This is a genomic window from Mycetocola sp. Y791 (genome assembly GCF_059445325.1).
Genome location: NZ_JCAIUC010000001.1, coordinates 182,619 through 205,867, shown reverse-complemented (window position 1 = coordinate 205,867; position 23,249 = coordinate 182,619). Strand labels below are relative to the sequence as shown.

Annotated in this window: 27 protein-coding genes and 1 tRNA gene; 5 read left to right on the top strand and 23 right to left on the bottom strand. The window is 63.4% G+C overall.

Going from position 1 to position 23,249, the window contains the following annotated elements:
• Positions 1 to 24: 24 nt before the first annotated feature.
• From AC1C2N_RS01070 to AC1C2N_RS01010, 13 genes are all read right to left on the bottom strand, one after another.
• Positions 25 to 2,784 (bottom strand): phage tail tape measure protein, encoded by a 2,760-nt coding sequence (locus AC1C2N_RS01070; protein WP_495432520.1) that lies wholly within the window; start codon positions 2,782 to 2,784, stop codon positions 25 to 27.
• Positions 2,785 to 2,882: 98 nt separating this feature from the next.
• Positions 2,883 to 3,056 carry a hypothetical protein gene (locus tag AC1C2N_RS01065; protein WP_495432519.1) on the bottom strand — a complete coding sequence of 58 codons (174 nt, stop codon included), beginning with the start codon at positions 3,054 to 3,056 and terminating at the stop codon, positions 2,883 to 2,885.
• 59 nt (positions 3,057 to 3,115) lie between these two features.
• A complete protein-coding gene (locus tag AC1C2N_RS01060) occupies positions 3,116 to 3,424 on the bottom strand; it encodes a terminase (RefSeq protein ID WP_495432518.1) in 309 nt (102 codons plus the stop codon).
• A gap of 163 nt (positions 3,425 to 3,587) precedes the next feature.
• Positions 3,588 to 3,740 (bottom strand): hypothetical protein, encoded by a 153-nt coding sequence (locus AC1C2N_RS01055; RefSeq protein WP_495432517.1) that lies wholly within the window; start codon positions 3,738 to 3,740, stop codon positions 3,588 to 3,590.
• Positions 3,741 to 3,819: 79 nt separating this feature from the next.
• Positions 3,820 to 4,071: a hypothetical protein gene (locus AC1C2N_RS01050; RefSeq protein ID WP_495432516.1), complete on the bottom strand. Its 252-nt coding sequence runs from the start codon at positions 4,069 to 4,071 to the stop codon at positions 3,820 to 3,822.
• Positions 4,065 to 4,601, bottom strand: a complete 537-nt coding sequence (locus tag AC1C2N_RS01045) for a hypothetical protein (RefSeq protein ID WP_495432515.1) — start codon at positions 4,599 to 4,601, stop codon at positions 4,065 to 4,067. Before AC1C2N_RS01045 ends, AC1C2N_RS01050 begins: the two co-directional genes overlap by 7 nt.
• A complete protein-coding gene (locus AC1C2N_RS01040; RefSeq protein WP_495432514.1) occupies positions 4,598 to 5,011 on the bottom strand; it encodes a hypothetical protein in 414 nt (137 codons plus the stop codon). Before AC1C2N_RS01040 ends, AC1C2N_RS01045 begins: the two co-directional genes overlap by 4 nt.
• A gap of 107 nt (positions 5,012 to 5,118) precedes the next feature.
• Entirely contained in the window at positions 5,119 to 5,517 is a 399-nt protein-coding gene (locus tag AC1C2N_RS01035; RefSeq protein WP_495432513.1) for a hypothetical protein, read from the bottom strand.
• A gap of 79 nt (positions 5,518 to 5,596) precedes the next feature.
• A complete protein-coding gene (locus AC1C2N_RS01030; RefSeq protein ID WP_495432512.1) occupies positions 5,597 to 5,971 on the bottom strand; it encodes a hypothetical protein in 375 nt (124 codons plus the stop codon).
• Between the two features lie 322 nt (positions 5,972 to 6,293).
• Positions 6,294 to 6,845, bottom strand: coding sequence for a hypothetical protein (locus AC1C2N_RS01025; RefSeq protein WP_495432511.1), 552 nt, complete (start codon positions 6,843 to 6,845; stop codon positions 6,294 to 6,296).
• Positions 6,842 to 7,255 (bottom strand): hypothetical protein, encoded by a 414-nt coding sequence (locus tag AC1C2N_RS01020; protein ID WP_495432510.1) that lies wholly within the window; start codon positions 7,253 to 7,255, stop codon positions 6,842 to 6,844. The genes AC1C2N_RS01025 and AC1C2N_RS01020 overlap by 4 nt, the downstream gene beginning before the upstream one ends.
• Positions 7,252 to 7,524 (bottom strand): hypothetical protein, encoded by a 273-nt coding sequence (locus tag AC1C2N_RS01015; RefSeq protein WP_495432509.1) that lies wholly within the window; start codon positions 7,522 to 7,524, stop codon positions 7,252 to 7,254. Before AC1C2N_RS01015 ends, AC1C2N_RS01020 begins: the two co-directional genes overlap by 4 nt.
• Positions 7,525 to 7,602: 78 nt before the next feature.
• On the bottom strand, positions 7,603 to 7,803 hold the full coding sequence (locus AC1C2N_RS01010) for a helix-turn-helix transcriptional regulator (protein WP_495432507.1): 201 nt from the start codon (positions 7,801 to 7,803) through the stop codon (positions 7,603 to 7,605).
• A gap of 106 nt (positions 7,804 to 7,909) precedes the next feature.
• On the opposite strand from AC1C2N_RS01010, the gene AC1C2N_RS01005 reads away from it, so the two are divergent.
• Entirely contained in the window at positions 7,910 to 8,515 is a 606-nt protein-coding gene (locus tag AC1C2N_RS01005) for a helix-turn-helix domain-containing protein (protein ID WP_495432506.1), read from the top strand.
• 20 nt (positions 8,516 to 8,535) lie between these two features.
• Here the strand turns inward: AC1C2N_RS01005 and AC1C2N_RS01000 are convergent, their stop codons facing one another.
• Complete coding sequence (locus AC1C2N_RS01000; RefSeq protein WP_495432505.1) at positions 8,536 to 8,721, bottom strand: helix-turn-helix transcriptional regulator; 186 nt, start codon at positions 8,719 to 8,721, stop codon at positions 8,536 to 8,538.
• 192 nt (positions 8,722 to 8,913) lie between these two features.
• On the opposite strand from AC1C2N_RS01000, the gene AC1C2N_RS00995 reads away from it, so the two are divergent.
• Positions 8,914 to 10,038 (top strand): tyrosine-type recombinase/integrase, encoded by a 1,125-nt coding sequence (locus tag AC1C2N_RS00995; RefSeq protein ID WP_495432504.1) that lies wholly within the window; start codon positions 8,914 to 8,916, stop codon positions 10,036 to 10,038.
• A gap of 49 nt (positions 10,039 to 10,087) precedes the next feature.
• On the opposite strand, the gene AC1C2N_RS00990 is transcribed toward AC1C2N_RS00995, so the two are convergent.
• Together AC1C2N_RS00990 and AC1C2N_RS00985 are read right to left on the bottom strand one after the other, a co-directional pair.
• Positions 10,088 to 10,169 (bottom strand) — tRNA-Tyr (locus AC1C2N_RS00990).
• 99 nt (positions 10,170 to 10,268) lie between these two features.
• Positions 10,269 to 11,189, bottom strand: a complete 921-nt coding sequence (locus AC1C2N_RS00985) for a carbohydrate kinase family protein (protein WP_495432503.1) — start codon at positions 11,187 to 11,189, stop codon at positions 10,269 to 10,271.
• Between the two features lie 137 nt (positions 11,190 to 11,326).
• Here AC1C2N_RS00985 and AC1C2N_RS00980 point away from each other — a divergent pair, with 137 nt between their 5' ends.
• Positions 11,327 to 12,343, top strand: a complete 1,017-nt coding sequence (locus AC1C2N_RS00980; RefSeq protein ID WP_495432502.1) for a LacI family DNA-binding transcriptional regulator — start codon at positions 11,327 to 11,329, stop codon at positions 12,341 to 12,343.
• 162 nt (positions 12,344 to 12,505) lie between these two features.
• On the opposite strand, the gene AC1C2N_RS00975 is transcribed toward AC1C2N_RS00980, so the two are convergent.
• Complete coding sequence (locus tag AC1C2N_RS00975; RefSeq protein WP_495432501.1) at positions 12,506 to 12,664, bottom strand: hypothetical protein; 159 nt, start codon at positions 12,662 to 12,664, stop codon at positions 12,506 to 12,508.
• A 631-nt stretch (positions 12,665 to 13,295) separates the two neighbouring features.
• Between AC1C2N_RS00975 and AC1C2N_RS00970 the strand changes: the two genes are divergently transcribed.
• Positions 13,296 to 13,784: a YajQ family cyclic di-GMP-binding protein gene (locus AC1C2N_RS00970; RefSeq protein ID WP_108390083.1), complete on the top strand. Its 489-nt coding sequence runs from the start codon at positions 13,296 to 13,298 to the stop codon at positions 13,782 to 13,784.
• Between the two features lie 204 nt (positions 13,785 to 13,988).
• Positions 13,989 to 14,903, top strand: coding sequence for an NAD-dependent epimerase/dehydratase family protein (locus AC1C2N_RS00965; RefSeq protein WP_495432500.1), 915 nt, complete (start codon positions 13,989 to 13,991; stop codon positions 14,901 to 14,903).
• Positions 14,904 to 15,051: 148 nt separating this feature from the next.
• Here the strand turns inward: AC1C2N_RS00965 and AC1C2N_RS00960 are convergent, their stop codons facing one another.
• The 6 genes from AC1C2N_RS00960 to gabT are packed head-to-tail and all read right to left on the bottom strand — an operon-like array spanning position 15,052 to position 23,159.
• On the bottom strand, positions 15,052 to 16,593 hold the full coding sequence (locus AC1C2N_RS00960; RefSeq protein ID WP_483405164.1) for an APC family permease: 1,542 nt from the start codon (positions 16,591 to 16,593) through the stop codon (positions 15,052 to 15,054).
• A 4-nt stretch (positions 16,594 to 16,597) separates the two neighbouring features.
• Complete coding sequence (locus AC1C2N_RS00955; RefSeq protein WP_495432499.1) at positions 16,598 to 17,476, bottom strand: universal stress protein; 879 nt, start codon at positions 17,474 to 17,476, stop codon at positions 16,598 to 16,600.
• A gap of 47 nt (positions 17,477 to 17,523) precedes the next feature.
• Positions 17,524 to 18,879: a flavin monoamine oxidase family protein gene (locus tag AC1C2N_RS00950; protein ID WP_495432498.1), complete on the bottom strand. Its 1,356-nt coding sequence runs from the start codon at positions 18,877 to 18,879 to the stop codon at positions 17,524 to 17,526.
• Between the two features lie 26 nt (positions 18,880 to 18,905).
• On the bottom strand, positions 18,906 to 20,333 hold the full coding sequence (locus AC1C2N_RS00945; protein ID WP_495432497.1) for a gamma-aminobutyraldehyde dehydrogenase: 1,428 nt from the start codon (positions 20,331 to 20,333) through the stop codon (positions 18,906 to 18,908).
• Positions 20,334 to 20,361: 28 nt separating this feature from the next.
• Positions 20,362 to 21,816 (bottom strand): NAD-dependent succinate-semialdehyde dehydrogenase, encoded by a 1,455-nt coding sequence (locus AC1C2N_RS00940; RefSeq protein WP_495432496.1) that lies wholly within the window; start codon positions 21,814 to 21,816, stop codon positions 20,362 to 20,364.
• Positions 21,813 to 23,159 (bottom strand): 4-aminobutyrate--2-oxoglutarate transaminase, encoded by a 1,347-nt coding sequence (gabT, locus tag AC1C2N_RS00935; protein ID WP_495432495.1) that lies wholly within the window; start codon positions 23,157 to 23,159, stop codon positions 21,813 to 21,815. The genes AC1C2N_RS00940 and gabT overlap by 4 nt, the downstream gene beginning before the upstream one ends.
• Positions 23,160 to 23,249: the final 90 nt, after the last annotated feature.

The following is a 23,249-nucleotide window of genomic DNA, read 5'->3' as shown; positions in this document are numbered from 1 at the left end:
TCCGAAGACGCTGGGGGCTATTTGTTACTGGCGTCCGCGCCGGAGCTGACGTGAGTTCGTCTGGTCCGCGATGCTGATGCGATGATCCGCTTCCAGTTGCATTCGCCCGACGAGTCCACCGCCTGCGTCTTTCACGACGAGAGTGACACCGCTGAGCACAACTTCTGACGGGCCAGAATTCACGTACGTGGTTTGGTTGTTCGTTGCGTAACTTGGATGGCCATACGCCCCGTACGCGCCGTAACCTCGCGCGGTGTCGTCGGGGATCTGTGATGCCATCCACGCGAACGAGCCCTCCGGCGGACCACCGGCAGTGCCTCCCAGAGCGAGTCCCTTTATGTGGTCACCCACTGCATCGGCATTGATCGCCTTCAGCAGCGGTCGGTACTTCTCAGCCGACGACGCGCGAATGACTTCTTCGCCGTTCGACAGCCACGACAGGATCGAATCAGAGGTGCCGGTTCCTGGTCCCCGGATCGTTCCACCCGTCGCGTTGTATGCAGCCTTCACCTGACCCGGATCAGCACCCGTCTGCTTGATCTGGGCTTGAATTATTGCCGTTCGGTTCCGGGCAAGGTTCGCCAGGATCGCCTCAGCCGTGTCCACGTCGGTTACCTTCGCCGCCGTGTACACGTTGTCTGGGATCAAGCCCAGCTTGTCGGCGTACGCTTCAGCCTCCTGACCCGTTATGCCAAGCTGTCCAAGCATCTCAATGAGGCGAGTTCGACCGGTTGCGAGCACGGCATTGGCGTCTACCTGCGAGCCGGTCTGGTCGAGTGTTGCCGCCGACGCCTCAAGAGCAGCGCGGGCAATACCGTCGAGCGCTGTTTCATTCGCACGTCCCGCTTCTGTCGTGATGTCCAGCGTGCTGCCGTTGTCCTTCAGCGACTGTTCGAGGGTGTCGTAGGAATCCTCGAGCGCACGGTTTGCATCACGCACTGAGAGCGTTTCCGAGCCGAACCCCCGAATGGCGTCCGAGAGTTCATCGACACTTGCCCCAGTGTCTGACGCTTTGCCTTGCAGCGTGTCCAGGGCGTCGGTGTTCGTCTTCGCGGCATCGGTCGCATCACCCATGGCGCTCTTCTGCTCATGCCACTGCTTCTGCGATTCCTTCGTCTTGTCCGTCAGCCCGCCAATGGCTTTAGCAACCACGTCCGCCGAAACCGCTGCCTCGGAAAGCGGGTCGCGCTGTTCGTTGAGCACCTTGTTCACGTCGCGGATCGCGTCGCCCTCATCGAGAACGTAGTCAGTGAGATCCTTCGTGCTCAGGCCGAGAGTCTTCGCGGAATCAATCAGCGGACCCATCGCCTGGAGCGCGTTGACGACCTGTTCCCGGGTGTTCCGGGTGAAGGCTCCCGTGTTCGCGTCGAGCGACTCTGTGAGGGAATCCGTGAGCGCTTTCGCTTCGGCCTGCTCGCCAGCGAAGATGGCGAGCCCACCTGCCGCCGCTGCCACGGACAGACCCACCGGACCCATCGACGCCGTAAGAAGCGCACCAGCCTTCTGGGCCGTAGGCCCCATTGTGGCGAGCGCGGCATTGAACGCGGCAACCTTCGGCGTCCCGAGCAGGAACGCGCCCCCAGCGAGGCCCACAGCGGCAGCGAGCCCACCTGTAGCAAGAACAACCCCCTTCACCAGTTCAGGAGCGGCGTTGTACAGGTCGATCACGTCAGTGAGCGTCTGCGTCATTTCACGGAGCACGTCGTTGCCCGCGGAACCGGTCTGAATCAGTGCGGTGTCGAACGCGCCACCGAGCGCTTCAACGTCACCCTTCAAGTTGTCGAGACGATCCTTCGCGACCTGCGCGGCGTAACCCGAATCGTCAACAGCCCGAGTCCACTCATCGACGCCGGTAGCTCCTGCTTTGTACAGGGACGTTGCAGCGGTGATCGTTTCCCGGCCGAACACGATGCCCATGGACGCTGAGCGTGACGCATCATCCATGCCCGAGTACGCCTTCGACAGCTCGCCGGCTGCGTTCTCCATCCCTAGGAATTTTCCGTTGGCGTCGTAGAGGTTGATGCCCAACCGTTCGATCTCTTTACCCGCCTGGGCTGACGGAGACGTGAGCGACGAAAGGACCGCGCGGAGACCAGTACCAGCCTGCTCACCGATGATGCCCTGCTGTGCGAACAAAGCGAGCGTGCCCGTGGTTTCTTCGAGCGAGATCCCCAGGTCGTTGGCGACAGGTGCAACGAACTTCAGTCCAGCGGCCAGGTCATCGACGGACCCCATCGCTTTACCTGCACCAGCGGCGAGAACATCAGCAACATGCCCTGCTTGATCGCCGTCGAGGTTGAACTGCTGAAGGGCCGTAGCGGAGATTTCAGCCGCCCGGGCAACACCGAGCTGACCGGCGGATGCAAGGTCCAGAGAACCCTTCAGGGCGCCGCCCATGATGTCCGCAGTGTCGAGGCCGGCCTTGGAAAGTTCCTCAATCGCGTTCGCAGACTCAGTGGCCGAAAACACGGTTGACGCGCCAGCCTCGAGAGCCGCAGCAGACAGTCTCTCCTGGTCAGCGGCAGTCGCTTGAGTGGCCGCCTGAACGTTCGACATTGCGGCGTCAAATTCGGCGTACTTCGCAACAGCCAGCGCGATAGCTGCCGACGCACCGATGCCCATCGAGATGGACGCCTTGCCTAGAACGTCGAACGCTTCCTTTTTCTGGGCCAGCTTCTCAGCGTCGGTACCCAGTTCTTTCGTGGCCTTCGCGGCCTTTTCCATCCCGGCGAGGTAGTTGTTGACCTCTGCGACAAGCGAGACTTTGACGGTTCTATCGGACATTGGTTGTCCCTCTATTCAGTTGTTTATTCAGTTGTGGTTTGTGCGTGCCTTTCGGCAGCGTCAGTTGTTGGGCACGTCGGCCCGGTTCTTGTTGCGGCTCATATCGATTTCGGGTCCCACGGCTGATCCGGCATGCTCACCGAATCGAAGACGAATGCGGGGTGCTCGACCTCGTACTTCCTGCGCGCCTCCATGAGCGGGTCGTAGTACTTCGCAACCCACTCGTTCCACCGCTGCAATCGCACATTCACCGGTGCCTTGAAGTCGTCCACCCATACGGGCCAAGCAGGTTCTTGCAAACCCTGTAAGTTCGCGGGAGTTGACCGTCGCCTCATTCAGACCTCACCCCACGCACGCCAACACGCTGCTGAGGGAGCCGAAGAGTGTCTTCCATCTCCACAGGGATTCGCAGGGACGCCATGCACTTCGCTAGGGTCACCGCCTGCTGACGGAACTCGACAATCGCCGGATTTGTTTTCATCCCCTGAGGAGACGACACGACAACCTCACCGTCATCGATGACAACTTGCAGTCGGTCGAGCACGTCAACGATGCGACAAGCCTGCAAAAGCACTGCTTCCTCGTGCTGGGCAAGCTCAAAGTCGCCCAGTACGCGGTTCCACAGGCGCCTGCCGCCCATTTTGAGACCCAAAGGGGCCCTAGATTTGGTCATTTCATACCTTTCCAGCGCGTGAAGCCACGCATTTTGCCCAATAGGGCGATTGATCCAGCTAGCGGGGACGGATGGTGCCTATACCCGGAGGGGCGTGAGCGAGCCTTCAGGGGGCACCTCCCCGTGGGCGTCATCGGCGCCCGAAGAGTTGGTTGATGTAGTCGCGATCTTCTGTCGCTCTGTCGTTGTCTTCGAGTTCGAAGGCTTCGTATGGCTCTTCGGCGTGACTGAATCGGAGGCTTGTGAAGTCGCGGTGTTCGCTCGGGTCGTCGTAGTCATCCATGCGTGTGTTCCTTTGCTGGTGGGTACAGAGAAGGCCGACACCCTGGTGAGTGTCGGCCTTATCTGTGTGTGGTTGGGAGTTAGCGCCGCCGCTTTGTCATGGCTGCTTCTGGGTCGTATTCGTCAGCGAACCCGTTTGGGATGGCGATGCTGATCTGCGTCGCTTGATTGGCGGCGATCATGGTGTCCGGTGTGATGGCGAGTGGGCCACCTCTCCGGCTCATGGTCACTGCCGCGAGGAAGAGCGTTCGCGCTTCTTCTTCGGGCAGCTCGATGGAGTGTTCGTTGACCCTCACTACTCCGGTTCGGACGAGGGTGGTGGGTGTCACCATGCGGCGTATGCCAGCGCACGCTGGAAGCTGTTCTCGTTTAGCCGGGCGAGCTGGTTCAGTTCGGTGGCTATGCTCGCGAGCTCTGGCTTCTGCTGGTTGAACGCGTTGACGGGTTCCGCCCAGTTCGCTTCGAGTGATCTGCGGAACACGGCGTGGGCGAGGGAACGGTCGTCTGTGCGGAGTGCACGTGTGATGACGCGCTCAGCTTCGTCAGGTGTTTCGATTCGGTCGGCTCGGTCCTGGGCGTCCCTGAAGGCGATGAGGTCGGATGCGGTGGAACCCATCTTGGCGTCGAGTGTCTTTTCACGAGACGTGATTGCGTCCTTGACGATGGCCTTCTCTTTGTCCTTCAGGGCTGCGAGACGGATCTTTGCCGCTTCTTTTGCTTCACTGATTTCGATTGCTTTGCCTTCAGCGCTGAGCGCGGTGTTCCTATTGATCTCATCGGTTCGGCGTGCGAGCGCGTTTTGGGCGGCGCTGGCTTCTCCACGTACGGTGGCGATCTGGGTTTCGATATATGAAAGTGTCATTGTGGTTCCCTTGCGTGTGATGGTTGTCGAGTTTTGAGGCTCGCTAAGTACTTCTTGCCTTCGGCGACGGGGATGAGCCATTGCCTGCCCTGTTGTTCAGCCAGGAGCCATCCCCGGTTGATGTGGTTGATTATCGTTCGGGGTGTGGAACCTGCCCTCGCTGCGAGCTCAGACGTGTTCCACCACAACCAATCTCCTCCTGTTTCCGCACTCTGACCTTGGAATTTTCCGTTCAGGGAATCGGTGTACGAGAGTGCCGTTTCATAGATTTCAACCAGTGTTCGATAGAGCTCGTCGTTCTGCCCACGGGCATGGATTCGTAGTTCGTTGAGCTTGGCTGCACGCCAGAGCATCGCTGCGTCTCGACCGTCGAGGATGACGGTTGAGCCGGCGTATCTGCGTGCCGCCATCAGGGTGCGCCTGCTGCGAGTTGGGACATGTTCTGTTCCTTTCGGGAACGACAAAGGCCCGTCCACCTGTGCTGGTGAGCGGGCCTTTGTTAGCTGTTGGTTATGGTTCAGTCGTCTTCGAGAATCTTCCTCTGGCGGCAGCCCATGACGAATGCCTGAAAATTCCGCATGAACGCTGGAAGTTGAAGTTCGTTGGCCTCATGGAGCACCCACTGGGTGAACAGGTCCGCTGCCGACGTGACGACATGGATTCGGTACAGAGCGGGTTCCGCCTGAAGCGTGTACAGACTCGGCGGTATCTTGCCCTCAGCCGACATGATCTCCGCCGCAAGGAGCTTTATCGCAGCGTCGATCTCGTCCGGAGTGGCGTAGACCGTCAGGTTCTCCCCGTCCTCTTGGCTTAGCTGCACTACAACGTCTTCCGCGTGCTTGTCGGAGTATCTGCGAAGTTCGGGAAGCTTGCTATTCACTAGGTCGTTGAAAGCTTCGTCGGTGCTGTCTGTCATGGCTTACCTTTCGGGGCGAGAAAACCGGGGTGCTTCTGTGTCGAGTCTGTCGTAGACCCCCGTCGCTCCGGTTCGCATGTCACTGTGGCTTCCCTTCTCCATTCGCAATCTCCATTTCAATGAGGTTGCGCCTCATCTCTTTTCGCATGTCCGTCTTTGGAGAACGCTTCCTAAGCTCATCAAATGCTGGCGCAGTGATGCTCGTCAGGATGATGTTCAGTGCTCCAATCACGAGGGGGTGAAACAGATCGACCCCCACCCGTTCACCGTGCTTCATCAGCACACGGGTGATCTCTTCGGGGCCGTCCGGATGCGCAGCCAGGTCAACGGCGAGGTAGAGCGAATCATTAGCAATCGCTGCTGCGTCCGTGACCCCCACGGGCTCGCCCATGACAGTGGAGAACATCATCGGTTGCTTGTTGAGTACTGCGAGTACGGCTTCAAAGTTGTTCATGCTTCTGCTTTCTCGGAATGGTCATGAGTAGTGGAAGGCCACCCATCGAGGGGACAAGTGTCAGACCACAATTCAGGGGTCAATGAGTAATCGGTCGTGCTGTTCGTGTCACGCACAATCGCCCCACCGGAGTCATACGACACTTGGGCAATGGCGAGCACGTCACGGATCTCCTTCGAGCGAGTCCGAATGTCGTCAATCAGTGCAGGCGGTGGATTCGTGACCCCCAACACCTCGAGGCCATCCGGCTTCCACTCGAAGCTGATCCCGTACGCATACGCCTCAGCCATGAGAGGCAAAACCTCTGGTGCGGCGAAACGCATCACGCCACCTCCATCGGAATGTGAAATGAGGTCGAATCTGAAACTGAACCGGGAATGGCGACAACAGGCCAAGCACCAACCGCTCCGGTGCTCTCTTCCACGTTCAAAGCCCTTTCATCTCCTTCTTCGTAATTAGCCAGTCCTGTCCTGTCCATTTCGTCGTGCGAATCGTTCTTCGACTCGTTGAACGAATCGTTAGATGAGGGAAAGCGGACTGCCTGCTCCCGTGTGGGTGGTGTCGCCTTCCCGCGTTGTGCACGGTTTTCCTTGTTGACTCGCTGTTGTGTAATCACAGCGGCCTTGGTGCGCTGGTAGCGGGCGTGATGGAGCACGACGTAAGAGTTGCCCTCTTCCGTCCACCAGCCACCGAGCAGCAGTTCTGGAACGGCCTCAGGGGTCTTCGCGAAGCGGCGCACTTCCTCCTTCGGAATCCTGAGATCCAGGAGCTTCCGGTTGGACCACACAAGAGCATCGGTGTGGAGCCGGAAAGCAGCGTCTGAGAGCGTCCAGCAGTCGTCAGTGAAATCGTCACTGAGCTTCGTCCACGTCATGCGGTGCCCCGGCTTCCCCCTGAGCACCGGTTCCACCCATACGCCGCCCCGATAGCGACGCCGTTCAGCGCGTCGAGCTTGTCTGCTGCCGCTCTCAGGAACGCCGGGTACGCGGCCCACTTGTCCGCTTCCTGCCGAAGTTCAGAAGAGGTCATGCGACCGCCTTGAGCATGCATGTCGATGTCGCTCACGAATACTCCCGTGTCCTCCGTCCAGAGACCCACCAGCGCGGTGTCTTCGAACTCAAGATCGGGCAGGGAGTGTGTCCACTCGTTCGGAGGGGCGATGGGGTCGTGCAATTCACCGCAGCATTCGGTTACTCCACAGGGTGTGGCCTTGGCTATGGCGTGTTTCCTGTCGTACTCCTCGAGGTGGTCGATGGGGTCTGGTATCGTGGTTGTTGAAGTCATTGATCCTTCTCCTGCGTGATTGTTGGGTTGGGTTTCTTCGCCCTCGCCTGAACATTTGGCGCTCCAACGCCGTTCAGACTGAGGGCTTTCTTCTTTGCCATGACATTGCGTATGGCGGACTCGCCCACGGGGTCACCGTGCGCGAGGAAATACTGCTCGAGCATTTCCGTGTTAGTCATCTCACGCTCGAACCTGCGAACGTATGCGCGGATGACTCGGGACAGTTTCGACGGTGAGACATCGAGCTTCTGATCGTCGGCAAGTTGCATGCCCCGACGAAGTAGTTGCTCGACAACTCCCCGCTCTCCCGCGATGTGGTTCCGCGGCGCTTTGAGTGCAGACACCGATCAGACGGCCGCGAGCGCGGTCCCTAGTCGAGCGCTCGACTCAATCCACTCGATGACTTCCGATTCCTTGTAAAGGACCTTCTTCGGGGTGGGCTTGTAGTACCGCGGCCCAGTGCCGGTAAAACGCAATTGCGCGAGCGAGTTCTTCGTCATGCCCGGCGCGATTTCGCAAACACGATCCGGAGTTATGTATCTATCCATGTCCCTCTCCTTCGATTATTCTAATTCAGTTTCGTTAGTGCCACTGTTTTAGAATAACTCTAAGTTGGCTTGATTTGCAATACCAAACTGGATTAGTGTGCAGTTCATGGATCATCGTGAATTCGCCGACTACTGGGACCGCGCATTTATCTCTGGATTGAAACGGGAACGGCAGGCACAAGGCCTCTCGCAAGCCGAGCTTGCTGAGCGCATGGCAGATCTCGGATACAAATTCCACCAAGCGACGATCCACAAGGTAGAGAACGGCGACCGCAAGGTAACGGCGTCGGAAGCGTACGGGCTCGCTGAAATCCTCGATGTTCCCCTTGAGCAGCTATACGACTGGGAAAGCGTCCGAGTAACCCCTGAGGCGCGAATGCATCTAATCCGAACCCAAGCCGACAACGTGCTTCAAGGCCTCCTAAAGATGGACGAAGACGCTATGCGCTTGCGGATGGCCCTCGAGGCCCTTCGCACCAGTGTTGCCCAAGCCCAAGCTGATGGCCTCAAGGAGCGCGAAACCGTCGACGACCCGGAAATCGACATCGCGCAATACTACGAGCCGCTTCTATCGCTGAGTCTTCACAACGAGTTTCTCTGGCGGCTGCGCAACGAGGTCTGGGATGCCGACTTTGCGCACCTTTCAGGCAATCTCCCCGGGGGCATTATCGGTCTCGGCCCCATGGACACCCAAGAAGACGGCCCGTCGTAATGTCGCGTCCGACAGAAGCGTTATGCACCCCAGCGCGCGGTGCTTTCTACCCACGCCACAATTTCCGACTCGACGTACAGAACTGTCTTTGCCGTCGGCTTGCGGTAGTTCGGGCCGGTGCCCTGGAATCGCATCTGCGCGAGCTTGCCGCGAGTGAGTCCGGGAACGAGGCTCGCGACCTGGTCAGGGGTCAAATAAATGGGCATGAGTGCCTCTCGATGAAGCGTTACCACCCTGCTCGAGTGGGAGGCCTCGGAGCCGAGTGCCTCAATGCCCTCTATGCACTCGGAAACGGCGAGGTGCGAAAGACCGCATTTTGCCGCCTTCACACCTCGTCCAAACCCCGCGCATAGATACCGAAGAGGACGCAGATAGCGACCGGAAACGGAAACATCATCATGGGCAGCATCGAGAGTTACGAAACCAAGGCAGGGCGCCGCTACCGGGTGCGCTACCGAGACCCCGACCGGAAGTCACGCGAGAAGGGAGGCTTCAAGCTCAAAAGGGACGCCGAAGCGTTCCTGGCGTCGACGACGGTTGCAGCAAACCGCGGCGAGTATATGGACCCGGGTAGCGCCAAAGCCACCATCCGCGAGCTCGGCGCCGCCTGGCTCGCGAACCAGACGCACCTGAAAGTGTCGTCGTACACGCCGCTCGAGACCGCGTGGCGGCTGCACATCGAACCCGAGTGGGGCAACCGCCGAATCGGGGAGATTCGTCACTCCGAGGTGCGCGCATGGGTGACCCGGTTCACGAACAACGACGGCAAGACTCGCTCGGCATCCGTCGTCATCCGCGCGTACGGCGTCCTCGCAGCAATCCTCGACGTCGCGGTACTGGACCGCCGCATCGCGTCCAACCCCGCACGCGGCGTCAAGCTCCCCAGAAAGGGCAAGAAGCGTCGTGCATACCTCTCCCCCCAGCAAGTCGAACTCCTCGCTCACCACTCTGGCGAGAACGCCGTCATGGTTTACGTCCTCGCGTACACCGGTATCCGATGGGGTGAGGCCATCGGCCTGAGGCTCCACAGTCTGGACATGTTGCGACGCCGGCTTCTCATCGAAGAGAACGCCGTGCTCATTGGCAGCAAGGTCCACGTCGGCACCCCGAAGACTCACGAGCGACGCAGCGTGCCATTCCCCCGGTTCCTGTCCGAGTACCTCGCAAGAACATGCGAAGGCAAGCGACGTGACCAGCTGGTGCTCGGCGACGGCGACGTGTACTTCGGTCGAGCCTTCACCCACCAGGGCTGGTTCGCGAACGCGGTAGCAGCGGCACAGGTGGACGACCCGGACTTCCCCCGCATCACTCCGCACGACCTCCGACACACGGCCGCGAGCATCGCAATCCACTCCGGTGCGAACCCGAAAGCGGTGCAACGGATGCTCGGTCACGCGTCCGCAGCGATGACCCTCGACACGTACGCTGACCTGTTCGAAGACGACCTTGACGCCGTTTCAGAACGCATGGATGACGTACGCGCGGAAACGATTGTGGGGGTTTCGTGGGGGAAAGCCCTCTAGAAACGAGTAAAACCCCCGGAAATCCGCATGATTCCGGGGGTTTTGTACGTGGCGAGTGAGGGATTCGAACCCCCGAATGCTGAGCAGTCTGATTTACAGTCAGATCCCTTTGGCCGCTTGGGTAACTCGCCAGAACGCATCCGACCGACTTGTACAGACAACCGAAGGCGCTGTAAAAGAATACTCTGTGCCTGCCCGCTTCGAGAAATCGGCGCCTTGGCGACGCGCGCCTACAGTCGAATCCGGCCCGTCGTATCCGGAACCGGAGGCAACTGCAGCAGCGCCCCCTCGGTGCGGCAGGTCCACCCGGCGATGAGCATCGCCTCGTCGAGAACCCTCTTCCAGGCGTCGAGTCCCCGCGGGATGCCGCCGGTCACGAGCGCATGGACCGTCGCCGCGAGCGTCGCATCGCCAGCACCCATGGTGTCGATGACCGGCCCGGGCAGATCGGCAATCGGTGCGACCACGCGACCGAACGCGGAGACTATTTCGGCGCCATTGCGGCCAGCCGTGGCCAGCACGTGAGCGGTACCGGCAAAGCGGAGCCGGTGCACAAGGTCAGCCAGCGCAATGCCGTACAGCAGTTCGGCGTCTTCGTCGCCGACCTTCGTCAGCAGGCTTGCCGCCGCGAGCCGTTCGAAGTTGAGGACGAAGGCGGCCGTGTCGTGCAACATGCCCGCACGCGGGTTTGGGTCGATCACGAGCCTGCGACCCGGATTCAGCACAGACTCTTCAAGCGCAGCACTCTGCTCATCGTCATCGAACGGGAAGCAACTGACCACGACGAGCGGAGCATCCGCTATCGCCAGCCGCTCCTCGTCACCAAACACGATCCGCCGCTTCTGCGCCGCCTCATTGAAGCTGTAGCGCGGCTCACCGTCGGTGCGGTCGCTCGTGGCGCGCGAGCTGCCGAGCGGCCCCGGCGTAGCGATGAGGTCGACACCGTGCAGGTCGAGGAACGAACGGATGCTCGCGCCATCGGCGTCATTCCCCACCATGGCGATGAGCGTGGTGGGCACGCCCAACCGGGCGAGGCCAACGGCGACGTTGAGCGCCGCACCCCCGACGAAGTCACGGCTGGTCTCACCGTCACGCATCTCGTCGATGAGCGCATCGCCAATGACGACTGTGCGGGCGTCGTTTCTCTCCATGGGACTCCGTTCTCCTTCGAGGGTCGCACACCTCCGCCACGGCACGCCAGATCCGTCGCGGCGACCGGGCCCTCCAACCATCGCAACTGGCCGTCGCTATGCTGGCGACTGGTACATTTCCGGCACGAAGGAGTCCCATGGCGGGTATCGATGACGTTGCACGTCACGCGGGGGTCTCGACGGCCACCGTTTCGCGGGCGCTGAGCGGCCGCGGGTACGTCTCAGATGCCACGCGGGAGAAGGTCGAGCAGGCGGCCCATGATCTGGACTACGTCGTGTCGTCGAACGCGTCGAGCCTCGCGTCGGGTCGCACCCGCAACGTTGGGGTCGTGGTGCCATCGCTCAATCACTGGTTCTTCGCATCGGTTGTCGAGGGCGCTGAGAGCGCTCTCCTTCGTCACGGCTACGACCTCACCCTCTACAACCTCACCGGCGGCGGAGACGAACGCAAGAGCGTGTTCGAGCACTTCCTGCTGCGGCAGCGCGTTGACGCGGTCATCGCGATCGGCCTCGAACTCACCGAGGCAGAGGTCTCGAGCCTGCACGCGATGGGAAAACCACTCATCGGGGTCGGCGGCGCCATCGCCGATGTCTTCAGCCTCACCATGGATGACGTCGCCGTCTCGCGCCTCGCCACCGAGCACCTCCTCAGCCTCGGCCACACCCGCATCGCTCACATCGGAGGCGGCAAGGAGTTCGACCGCGACTTCCACCTGCCGTCCAAGCGGCGGATCGGGTATGAGGGTGCACTGAAGGATGCCAGCGTCACCCCGGATCCTGCCCTGTTCCGTCCCGCAGATTTCACCCTGCCCGGCGGCTACGAGGCGGCGAAACAACTGCTCGGCAGCCCGCACAACCGACCGACCGCGATCGTTGCGTCCTCGGACGAGATGGCGATTGGCAGCATCCTCGCCGCCCGCGATCTCGGGTTGCACGTGCCGCAGGACGTCTCCATCGTCGGCATCGACGACCACGAGCTGTCGACGTTCTTCGGGCTGACGACCGTTGCACAGTTTCCACTGCGGCAGGGCGAGCAGGCGGTCGAGGCGCTCATGGAGTACCTCGAACCAGACAAGGATGCCCCGGCGAGCGCGGGAGTGCCCCTCTACTACGAACTCATCGTGCGGTCATCGACCGCGCGGCCGGGCGAGTAGGCGCACTCCCCCGGGTCCCCCGCCCACGGCATCCGCGTCGAACGGATGCCGTCGGCGCGGCACAAGGAAAAAGGCACCAGATAAGGGCGCAACGACCGTTTTCGTCCTTGCCTCGCGCCGATGTCCTTATCTCAGCGCGACGCGGGTGCCCGAGTGAGCGCCCTAGCTCGCGGCGGCTGCCCGCTCCGCGTACAGGGTGCCCGCCCGCGCGACCGTCGCGACGTACTCGTCGTTGGGGTTGTAGCCGCGGACCGCGGTCTGCCAGCCGGTCTCGGTGACGAGGTCTCCCGACACCCGGCAGAGGTAGTTGGCGGTGGCCATCGCCGCATCGTCGAGGTTCTGCGGGTCCTCGACGCCGTCAGCTGCATCGGCCCGATCGCGCGATCGTGTTCGGCATCGCCGTCGATGGCACCGGCATCCGAATCCGGGATCGCCACGTTACCGTCGCCATCGAGCGCGACGCCGTAGATGGGCGGAGCTACCGTTCCGTCGTCCCCGACGGCAGATCCACCGTGGCGACCGTGGTCGCTCTCCGCGAATCCCACCCCGGCGATCGTGTTCCACCCGAGCCCGCACGCGGGCATCTGCTCGGCCTTCGCCAGTGCCGCGCCGGCGTAGGCGCGCAGCGCACGCTCCGGGATCCGCGTCGCCTCGGCCGTGACCGCGACCCACGCGTCGTCGACGCGTCCCGGATTGCCCGGCATGCTCGGCACGGCCGCAGCGGCCGGCGGCTCGGCCGGGGCGGCGAAAGTCGGGGCCTGCCCCTCCGACGACTCGGTGCGCGAATCGGGGGCCGGTGTGGCACACGAGCTGAGCAGCAGAGCGGATGCCACGACACCGGCGGCAAGGGCAAGGCGGGCAGACAGCATCCGCTTATCTTCGCATTCCTGCCCGGGAGCTTGCCCGACGCAGGCTCACCCCGCCTGACCGCGGAAACACGTACCATGGGGCCATGGCAGATTCATCGTTTGACGTGGTTAGCAAGGTCGACAAGATGGAGGCGGACAACGCACTCCACCAGGCGCACAAGGAGATCGAGCAGCGCTACGACTTCAAGGGCACCGGGGCGTCCATCGCCCAGTCCGGCGACAAGATCCTCATGAAGGCCAACAGCGAAGAGCGCGTCAAGGCGATTCTCGACGTCTTCCAGACGAAGCTCATCAAGCGCGGCATCTCGCTCAAGAGCCTCGACTCCGGCGACCCGTACGCGAGCGGCAAGGAATACCGCATCGAAGCGGAGCTCAAAGATGGCATCACCCAGGAGAACGCGAAGAAGATCAACAAGATCATCCGCGACGAGGGACCCAAGGGCGTCAAGAGCCAGATCCAGGGCGACGAACTGCGCGTTCAGTCCAAGAGCCGCGACGACCTGCAGTCAGTGATCGCGCTGCTCAAGGGCAAAGACCTCGACATCGACCTGCAGTTCATCAACTTCCGCTAGAGCTGCCCGCGAGGGTTGCGCGCGCGGATGCCTGTTCGCCCGCGGGCCTGGCCCCTTGCGTGGACGAAAACGGTTGGGTTTCGCGACACACCGCAACCGTTTGTGGCGGAGCACGTGCTGCTTCAGCCATTTCTGACGGAACAGAGACACCGTCACGGGCAGCGGACTAAACTCGCGCCACTAGTCCCTGCAGATGGAGTCGTCGTGAGCGTTCTCGTCCTCGGTGCTGGCGCCGTCGGATCGACGGTCACCAGCGCCTTCCTCGGCAGCGGTGAAACCGTCACCGTTGGCACGCGGTCCGCGACCCAGCTCCCGGGCGCTGCCGCCGTCCCACTCGATGCCTCAGACGCCGGCGCACTAACCCGCGCCGCGGAGGGGTGCTCGACGATCGTGGTCTGCACCAACCCTCCCTACCATCGGTGGCGCAGCGACTGGCCACCGATCGTCGACGCCGTCATCCGTTCCGCTCGACTGACCGGTGCAAGCATCGTGATGGTCGGCAATCTGTACTCGTACGGTCACGCAAGCATGCCGATGAAAGAGACCACCCCCGAGCAGCCCGCCGAGTCGAAGGGTGAGGTCCGCCGTGACGTGTGGGCCGCCCTGCGCGCGGCAACCCAGCGCGGTGATGTGCGTGCCGTCGAGGTGCGGGCGAGTGACTACTTCGGCCCTCGAGCGGGAGCGGATGCCCACCTCGGCACCCGGTTTTTCGAACCGATCCTCCACAGCAAACGATCGTGGGCCATCGGCAACCCGGCGCTCGCGCACAGCTGGGCATATCTTCCTGACCTGGCCAGCACCGTTGTCGCCGCGAGCAGGTTCGACGGTGACTGGGGGCGCATCTGGCACGTTCCCGCCGCGACCGACCTCAGTCGAACGGCAATCTGCCACCAGGTGAACGAGCGGTACGGCGTCCGGGGCTCGATCTCGGCAATCCCGCGCCGGCTCCTCTCGACGATCGGAGCGGTCAATCCCGTCATGCGGGAGGTGGCGGCGTCGAGCTACCAGTTCCTCGCCCCGTTCCTCTCGGATGCCACGGAGACCGAACGCGAACTCGGTGTGCGGGCGACCGACTGGGAGACCGCGCTCGATGACACCGTCGAGTTCTACCGGTCCTGACGCAGTTCGATGCGAGCGCGGCACATCCATGTTTCCGCTGCAGAAGCATCTGTAGCGGAAACATGGATGTGTAGCGCTCGGTGTTGCGAGGGGCAGATTCGAACTCACGCGGATAACTCAACCACGGACCGGCCCGTTCGCGGTGGCGCTACACCGGCAGCTCGTCGAGCTCCTCGTCTTCCTTCCCGTCAGAGACTCCCCTGCCGAGCGTCTCGCCCCGGAAGAACGCCGGCCGGCGGATCGCCTGGATGATCATGATGACGATGCCCGAGACGATGACCGCCATCCCGAGGATGAAGACGAGACCCACCCCGCCGATGTTCGACCCCGAACCGTACTCCGGGTCCATGCTCTCGATGATTGTCGTGAAGAACAGCGCCGCGAGGATGACTCCGCCGATGAGCGGGAACAGCAGCATGAAGAAGAAGTTCCGCGTCGACGCGAAGACCTGCCTGCGGAAGTACCAGACCGCCGCGAACGCCGTGAGCCCGTAGTAGAAGCAGATCATCATGCCGAGAGCGGTGATCGTGTCCCACAGCACGTCTTCCGAGACGAATCGCATGATCGCGTAGAACGCGCTCGCCACGATGCTCGACACGATCGTCGCGAAGCCCGGCGTGAGGAACCGCGGGCTCACCCGGGAGAACCGCTCGGGCAGCGCGCCGTAATGGCCCATCGCCAACAGGGTCCGCGCCGGCGACACGAACGTCGACTGCAGGGATGCCGCCGAACTGGAGAGCACCGCGATCGAGACGAGGATGGCGAGTGGCCCGAGTACGGGGCCAGCCAGCGCGAAGAATACGTTGCCCTGGATCTCCTCGTTGCCGAGTCCGAACTCCCCCGTTCCGATGCCGGCGAAGCTGATCGACGCCGTCGCGATGAGCAGGTACAGCACGACGATGATGAACACGGTGAGGGTCGCCGCCCGCCCGGGTGTTGACCTCGAGCCGCGGGTTTCCTCGTTCATCGTCAGCGTGACATCCCAGCCCCAGAAGATGAAGATCGACAGCGAGAGTCCCGCCGCGAACGCACTGAACGACTCGACGGCAAAGGGGTTGAACCACTCGAGGCTCACCGGGACGGCATCGAACGCCGACCCGTTGGCGACGTGGATGAACGCGGCGATACCGAAGATCACGAGCACGATCAGCTGGAAGCCGACGAGAACGTACTGCACCTTCTGGGTTGTCTGCATGTCGCGGTAGGAGATCGCCGTGGCCACGAACATGAACGTGAGGCAGGTGACGACGTTGATCACCGGGTTGAGCGCGAGGTCAGCCAGGTCGGGATTGCCGAAAATCTGCGCGAGCATGAGGTAGAAGAAGTCGACGGCGATGCCGGCGAGATTCGACAGCACGAGAATCGTGGCCGCGATGAGGCCCCATCCCGTCATCCAGCCGATCCACGGCCCGAACGCCCGGGTTGCCCAGGTGAACGAGGTACCGCTGTCCGGCATCGCCCGGTTGAGTTCGCGGTAACCGAAGGCGACGAGCAGCATCGGGATGAAGCCGACGAGGATGATGGCCGGCACCTGCAGCCCGACCTCGGACACCGTCGGGCCGAGCGCCGCCGTCATCGTGTACGCAGGGGCGATGCACGAGATGCCGATGACAACCGCGCCGATCAGGCCGACCGAACCGGCGCTGAGGCCCTTCTTGGAGAGACCGTGTTCGGTTTTCTGGCTCGTCATAGCCTCAGTCCTCAACCGTCAGAACGCTGTCGCGCGGAACCACGATCATCGGAACCGGCAGCTCGCGAAGCATCTTCGCCGCCGTCGTCCCGAGGAACAGTTGCCTCGGCTGCCCGAGCCGACTCGATCCGACGAAAACGACCTCACCCGGATCCCAGTCGAGCGCGGCCACCGCATCTTCGATCCGGTTTCCGGATGCCGTCAGCGCGGTCACGTCGACATCGTCGGGCAGGTGCTCGGCCGCATAAGCGACGGTCTTCGCGGCGTGCTCCTCGGCCCGCGCACGAACGGCCGGTGGCGTGTCCACGCCGTCGGAATCGAGGGCGACCAGTGACACCAGGCGAAGCGGCACCTTCGCGGCCCTCGCCGCGAGAATCCCCGCATCGAGCAGTTCCTTCGCGCCGGTACGTGTGCCGACCGCGCAGGTGACCCGGGTGATCCCGTCGAGTCCGATCTCGGAGACGGATCCCTCCGGTGCCAGCGCGACCGGCACGACAGCCGAGTGCAGGAGCGCATTGGCGACGCTGCCGACCGTGAACCGGCCGAGCAGTCCGCCGCGTGCGGCACCGACGATGATCATCCGCGCCTCGAGGTCCCGGCTCGCGTCGAGCAGACCCTGCGCGAACGACTCGGCGTACACGATGTGACCCCGCACATCCATGTCCCTCGGCACGAAGGCGAGCGCGTGGTGCAGCCAGTCCTCAGCGGCCCGGTGCAGGAACTTCTCGTAGCCGGCATCGACCGGCACGAGCGCCGCCCGCGCCGCGCTTCGCAGCACGATGACGATGTCGAGGCCCCGGTTCATGGAGCGCGCGAGCCTCACGGCGAGGTTGAGTGCATCCTCGCCGGAGGGTGTATCGGTGTAGCCCACGAGGTATCGCATGTCGAGTCGCTCCTTTGCGATCGGGTACAGCGGGAGGTGCGGGTTGGTTAGTTTCGGTCGTCGAGAATTTCCTGGGCGGTTTCCCACCCGCGCCGGATGGCACCGTCGACGTGCTGGTACCCCTCGGCGGCCAGGTCGCTGCACGACCAGTGGATCGGTCCGACCGGTGAGCGCAGGTCGGCGCCGTACCGGTGCAGGCCGCCCATGTCGAAGCTCGCGGCATACGCGCCGCGGGTCCATTCCTCGCTGCTCCAGTCGCTCTCGTAGTACACGACGGGTAACAGTGCGTCTTGACCGAAGTAGTGCGACAGCGACGTGAGGATGATCCTCTTGCGTTCCTCGGCGGGGAGGGCGAACAGCCGGTCTGCTTTCTGGTCGGACACGAATCCAACCAGGGTGCCACGCGGGTCGTCGTGGTTGGTGTTGTCGTAGGCCTCGTGCACGATCTCGTACGGGCTGAACGAGGTTCCGGACAGTCCGGCATCCCGCCAGAACGGTGACGCGTAAACCGCGTGCACCTTGATCACGAGCCCGAGCGAGAGGTGCTGGTGCATCTGCTGCTGGCGCCGGGGCAGCGGCGGCTGGAAGTCGATCCGCGTGTAGAGGTTTGGTGGCACAGCGACGATGGCGTGGCGGGCAGATACGGTCATCCCGTCGGCGACGGCACGCACCCCGTCCGGGCCGTATTCAAGCCGGCGTACCGGCTGCGACAGGAACACGTCGTCGCCGAGCTTCTCGGCGAGAAGCAGCGGCACCTGCTGCAGGCCGCCGATCACCCGTTTGTCGAGGATGAAGTCGGCATCGACGAGATTCGAGAAGCTCCCGGCGGATGCCGCCATCAGGATCGCCTGCAACGCACTGAAGCTGTGGGCCGGCTTGGTGAGCATCGCGTCCGCGATGAAGAGCGCGATGTTGTCGCGAGCCTCGATGTCATCGGTCTGGCCCTCGAGCCACTCGATCCAGGTCACCGAATCGAGTTCTTCGGCGCGCGGGTGCGCCCACGGTTCGCGCGGGCCGATCTCAGCGACGAGTTCGTCGAGCACACCGATGAGCCGTTCCATCTCGCGCTGGGTCGATGCCTCGACGGGGAAGATTTCGCCGGTGAACCGGGTGAGCGTTCCTTCGGCGTTGATGTAAACGCTGTCGCCGTCGCGGTACCGGGAATACGTCTCCAGCCCGAGCTCCGCGAGCGTCTCGATGAGTGCATCCTGGTCGGGAGAGACCCACTGGCCGCCGATCTCAAGGATCGCCCCCTCGATGTCGTTCGTCCAGAGCCGGCCGCCGACCCGGTCGCGGGCCTCGAGCACGGCGACGCTGAGTCCCGCCTCGCGCAGCTTGTGAGCTGCGGACAGTCCCGACGCTCCCGCCCCGATGATGACGACGTCTCGCTGCAGTTCGGTCATGCTGTGCTCCCTGGAATCCGGCATCGTCATTCGCCGATCGCGCTCATGACGTGCTTGATTCGCGTGTAGTCCTCGAGTCCGTACGACGACAGGTCCTTGCCGTAGCCCGACATCTTGAACCCGCCGTGCGGCATCTCGGCAGCGAGCAGAATGTGGGTGTTGATCCACACAGCGCCGAAGTCGAGGTCGCGCGCCATCCGCATCGCGGTGCCGTGGTCCGTCGTCCAGACGCTCGATGCGAGCCCGAAGTCCACGTCGTTGGCCATCTCGACGGCCTGCTCCTCTGAGGCGAAGGTCTGCACGGTGAGCACGGGGCCGAAGGTCTCCTCCTGCACGCAGGCGTCGATCTGCGAGACCCCGGCGATGACGGTCGGCGCGTAGTAGAAGCCCTTGTCACCGACGCGGTGGCCCCCGGTCAGCACCTTCGCGTGTGAGGGCAGGTCGTCAATCACCGCAGACACCTTCTCGAAGTGCGATGCGTTGTTGAGCGGGCCGTAGTAGGCGTCGGGGTCTTCTGCGTCGCCCGTTGTCGTCGCTTCCGCTGCCGCGACGAGCGCAGCGGTAAATTCGTCGGCGACCGACTCGTGCACGAGCACGCGGGTGACCGCTGTGCAGTCCTGGCCGGCGTTGAAGTAGCCGGCGCCGGCGATCCCCTCAGCGGCACCAGGGATGTCCGCGTCGGCGAATACGACGGCCGGAGCCTTCCCGCCGAGTTCCAGATGCGCGCGGTGCAGGCTCTTGGCAGCGGATGCCGCGACCGCCATTCCGGCGCGCACGGAGCCGGTGATCGACACGAGCCCGGGCACGGGGTGCTCGGTCATCAGCTGTCCTGTGCTCCCGTTTCCGAGCACGACGTTGAGCACGCCGTCGGGGAGGATGCCCTGCGTCAGCCGGGCGAGAACCAGGGTGGACTCTGGCGTCGTGTCGCTCGGCTTGAGCACGACCGTGTTGCCCGCAGCGAGCGCCGGAGCGATCTTCCAGATGGCCATCATGATCGGGTAGTTCCACGGTGTCACCTGCGCAACGACGCCGATCGGCTCGCGCCGCACGAACGAGGTGTGCCCCTCGAGGTACTCCCCCGCGCTCTTGCCCTCGAGCACGCGCGCGGCGCCGGCGAAGAACCGCAGGTGGTCGGCGCCCGTGAGCACCTCTTCAACCCGGATCGTCTCCCGTGGCTGACCGGTGTTCCGGTGCTGGGCCTCGACGAGCTCGTCTGCGTTCGCCTCCATGGCATCCGCAATTTTCAGGAGCAGGGCCTGCCGCTGGCTCGGCGTTGTGCGCTTCCAGGTCGAGAATGCCGTCTTTGCCTCGGCGAACGCGGTGTCGACATCGGCGACGTTCGAGATGGGCGACACCGCGACGACCTCCCCCGTTGCCGGGTTCACCACCTCGAGAGTCTCGGTTCCCTGAGCGTCGACAAAGCTTCCGTTGATGTAGTTCTGGAGCAACGTCACTGTTCTTCCTCTCTCGTGGCCCGGCGTCTTACGACATCGGTGTCATTGTGTACTTGGTCGAGAGGTATTCGTGGATTCCCTCGACCCCGCCCTCTCGGCCGATTCCCGACTGCTTGACTCCGCCGAACGGGGCAGACGCGTTGGAGATCACACCGACGTTGAGCCCCATCATGCCGGTCTGAAGCTTGTCGATCATCCGCTGTCCGCGGGCGAGGTCTTTCGTGAAGACGTAGCTGACGAGTCCGTACTCGGTGTCGTTGGCCAGCCGGATGGCATCCGTTTCTTCGCTGAATGGAACGATAGCGAGTACTGGGCCGAAGATTTCCTCGCGCAGGATGTTCGAACCCGCCTGCACGTCGGTGAGAACCGTCGGCTCGAAGAATGTGCCCTGCCCGTCGAGAGCGGAACCACCGGTGAGGAGCGTGGCACCCTTCACAACGGCGTCGTCGACGAGTTCGCTGGCCTTGGTCACCGCATTGTCGTCGATGAGAGGGCCGATGGTGACGCCCTCCTCGGTACCGCGGCCGATGCCGAAGCCCGTGACCCGTTCGGTGACGCGGCGCGCGAATTCCCCGGCGACCGACTCGTGCACGATGAACCGGTTGGCCGCCGTGCAGGCCTGGCCGACGTTGCGGAACTTCGCGGCGATGGCGCCGTCGACAGCGGCATCGAGGTCGGCGTCGTCGAAGACGATGAACGGGGCGTTGCCGCCGAGTTCCATCGAGGTGCGGAGCACGTTCTTTGCCGACTGCTCGATCAGTTTCTGGCCGACGGGAGTCGATCCGGTGAAGCTGAGCTTGCGCAGGCGGGGGTCGTTCAGCAGCGGCTCGGTGACGGCGCTCGACGAACTCGTGGTGAGCACGTTGACGACGCCGGCGGGGAGTCCCGCCTCCTCCAGCAGCTTTGCGAAGTAGAGCGTGGTCAGCGGTGTGAGCGACGCGGGCTTGATCACGACCGTGCAGCCGGCGGCGAGCGCCGGGGCGATCTTGCGGGTCGCCATCGCGAGCGGGAAGTTCCACGGGGTGATGAGGTAGCACGGCCCGACCGGGTGCTGCGAGACGATGGTACGGCCGGTGCCCTCGGGGTTGACGCCGTAGCGGCCGGTGATGCGCACGGCCTCCTCGCTGAACCAGCGAAGGAATTCACCACCGTAGGTCACCTCGCCGTTGGACTCGGCGAGCGGCTTGCCCATCTCGAGCGTCATGAGCAGCGCGAACTCGTCGCGGCGCTCCTGCATCAGATCGAATGCCTTGCGGAGGATGTTCGACCGGGTGCGTGGGGCCGTTGCCGCCCACTCGTCCTGCACGGCGACGGCGGCGTCGAGCGCTGCTGTCGCGTCCTCGGCGGATGCGTCGGCAATCGACGCGAGAACGGCACCGGTCGACGGGTCTTTCACATCGATCGTCTTCTGGGTCGACCGCCACTCACCGCCGATGAACAATCCGGTCGGGATCTTGGCGAGCAGGGCGGATTCGGAAATCATGCGTTCTCCAGTGCGGAAAGAACGACGTCGATGCCTTCGGAGAGCAGCGCGTCGGGGATGGACAGTGGGGGCAGGAAACGGATGACGTTACCGTACGTTCCGCAGGTGAGGACGATGACGCCGTTCGCCGCTGCAGCCCTGGCGATGGCGCTCGTCAGCGCGGCATCCGGTTCATGCGTCTCGGGGTCAACGAACTCCACGGCGATCATGGCGCCGCGACCACGGATGTCGCCGATGCGAGGATCGGTCTTCTGCACTGCGGCGAAACGCGAGGTGACGGTCTCGCCGATCGAGCGGGCGACGGTGGCGAGGTCGTCGGCGAGATACGTCTCGATGGTGGCAAGCGCGGCGACACAGGCGAGCGGGTTGCCGCCGTAGGTGCCGCCGAGGCCACCGGCGTGTGTGGCGTCCATGATCTCGGCACGCCCGGTGACCCCGGAGAGCGGGAGGCCGCCGGCGATACCCTTCGCGGTGACGACGATGTCGGGGACGAGACTCTCGTGCTCCGAGGCGAACAGGTCACCGGTGCGGCAGAAGCCCGTCTGCACCTCATCGGCGATGAACACCACGTCGTTGGCTCGGGCCCACTCGGCGAGCGCGGGGAGGAAGCCGGGGGCGGGGACGATGAAGCCGCCCTCACCCTGGATGGGCTCGATGATGATCGCGGCGAGGTTGGCCGCTCCGACCTGTTTCTCGATCATCGAGATCGCCCGCTTCACGGCTTCCTGGCCGCTCAGGCCGTCGCGGAACGGATACGACATCGGGGCGCGATAGATCTCGGAGGCGAACGGGCCGAAGCCGCTCTTGTACGGCATCGACTTGGCGGTGAGCGCCATGGTGAGGTTCGTTCGCCCGTGATAGGCGTGGTCGAATGCGACGACTGCCCGCTTGCCGGTGTAGCTGCGCGCCACCTTGATGGCGTTCTCGACGGCTTCGGCGCCGGAGTTGAACAGGGCGCTGCGCTTCTCATGGTCGCCGGGGGTGAGCTCGTTGAGCTTCTCGGCGACCTCGACGTAGGAGTCGTACGGCGTGATCATGAAGCAGGTGTGGGTGAATTGAGCCACCTGCGCCTGTACGGCCTCGACCACGCGCGGCGCGCTGTTGCCGACGCCGGTGACCGCGATGCCCGAACCGAGGTCGATGAACGAGTTACCGTCGACGTCGACGACGACCCCGCCTCCCGCGGCTGCGGCAAAGACCGGCATGGTGGTTCCGACCGCTCCGGCGATCGCGCTCTGCTTGCGGGCCATGAGTTCCTGCGACCGCGGGCCGGGGATCGCTGTGACGATCCGCCGCTCCTGCGCGAGCGACGGCCCTCCGGTGACCTGTGTGGTGAGTGGCATGGGGCTCCTGTCGGTGTAGCAAGCGTACGAGCGAGCGGGTCTCCCCGGAACTGACAAAGTGGCCATGACTTGTGCACCAGTTGCCAGTCT

Bases quoted from the DNA above. Each gene is read 5' to 3' on its own strand.
- AC1C2N_RS01020 (WP_495432510.1), bottom strand. From the start codon at position 7,255: ATGACTTCAACAACCACGATACCAGACCCCATCGACCACCTCGAGGAG.
- AC1C2N_RS00995 (WP_495432504.1), top strand. From the start codon at position 8,914: ATGGGCAGCATCGAGAGTTACGAAACCAAGGCAGGGCGCCGCTACCGG.
- AC1C2N_RS00975 (WP_495432501.1), bottom strand. From the start codon at position 12,664: ATGGCCACCGCCAACTACCTCTGCCGGGTGTCGGGAGACCTCGTCACC.
- AC1C2N_RS01030 (WP_495432512.1), bottom strand. From the start codon at position 5,971: ATGAACAACTTTGAAGCCGTACTCGCAGTACTCAACAAGCAACCGATG.
- AC1C2N_RS01040 (WP_495432514.1), bottom strand. From the start codon at position 5,011: ATGGCGGCACGCAGATACGCCGGCTCAACCGTCATCCTCGACGGTCGA.
- AC1C2N_RS01015 (WP_495432509.1), bottom strand. From the start codon at position 7,524: ATGCAACTTGCCGACGATCAGAAGCTCGATGTCTCACCGTCGAAACTG.
- AC1C2N_RS00985 (WP_495432503.1), bottom strand. From the start codon at position 11,189: ATGGAGAGAAACGACGCCCGCACAGTCGTCATTGGCGATGCGCTCATC.
- AC1C2N_RS01010 (WP_495432507.1), bottom strand. From the start codon at position 7,803: ATGGATAGATACATAACTCCGGATCGTGTTTGCGAAATCGCGCCGGGC.
- AC1C2N_RS00955 (WP_495432499.1), bottom strand. From the start codon at position 17,476: ATGCGATACCTCGTGGGCTACACCGATACACCCTCCGGCGAGGATGCA.
- AC1C2N_RS00960 (WP_483405164.1), bottom strand. From the start codon at position 16,593: ATGACGAGCCAGAAAACCGAACACGGTCTCTCCAAGAAGGGCCTCAGC.
- AC1C2N_RS01005 (WP_495432506.1), top strand. From the start codon at position 7,910: ATGGATCATCGTGAATTCGCCGACTACTGGGACCGCGCATTTATCTCT.
- AC1C2N_RS01045 (WP_495432515.1), bottom strand. From the start codon at position 4,601: ATGACACTTTCATATATCGAAACCCAGATCGCCACCGTACGTGGAGAA.
- AC1C2N_RS01025 (WP_495432511.1), bottom strand. From the start codon at position 6,845: ATGACGTGGACGAAGCTCAGTGACGATTTCACTGACGACTGCTGGACG.
- AC1C2N_RS00980 (WP_495432502.1), top strand. From the start codon at position 11,327: ATGGCGGGTATCGATGACGTTGCACGTCACGCGGGGGTCTCGACGGCC.
- AC1C2N_RS01060 (WP_495432518.1), bottom strand. From the start codon at position 3,424: ATGGGCGGCAGGCGCCTGTGGAACCGCGTACTGGGCGACTTTGAGCTT.
- AC1C2N_RS01055 (WP_495432517.1), bottom strand. From the start codon at position 3,740: ATGGATGACTACGACGACCCGAGCGAACACCGCGACTTCACAAGCCTC.
- AC1C2N_RS00970 (WP_108390083.1), top strand. From the start codon at position 13,296: ATGGCAGATTCATCGTTTGACGTGGTTAGCAAGGTCGACAAGATGGAG.
- AC1C2N_RS01070 (WP_495432520.1), bottom strand. From the start codon at position 2,784: ATGTCCGATAGAACCGTCAAAGTCTCGCTTGTCGCAGAGGTCAACAAC.
- AC1C2N_RS00950 (WP_495432498.1), bottom strand. From the start codon at position 18,879: ATGACCGAACTGCAGCGAGACGTCGTCATCATCGGGGCGGGAGCGTCG.
- AC1C2N_RS00940 (WP_495432496.1), bottom strand. From the start codon at position 21,816: ATGATTTCCGAATCCGCCCTGCTCGCCAAGATCCCGACCGGATTGTTC.
- AC1C2N_RS01035 (WP_495432513.1), bottom strand. From the start codon at position 5,517: ATGACAGACAGCACCGACGAAGCTTTCAACGACCTAGTGAATAGCAAG.
- gabT (WP_495432495.1), bottom strand. From the start codon at position 23,159: ATGCCACTCACCACACAGGTCACCGGAGGGCCGTCGCTCGCGCAGGAG.
- AC1C2N_RS01000 (WP_495432505.1), bottom strand. From the start codon at position 8,721: ATGCCCATTTATTTGACCCCTGACCAGGTCGCGAGCCTCGTTCCCGGA.
- AC1C2N_RS01050 (WP_495432516.1), bottom strand. From the start codon at position 4,071: ATGGTGACACCCACCACCCTCGTCCGAACCGGAGTAGTGAGGGTCAAC.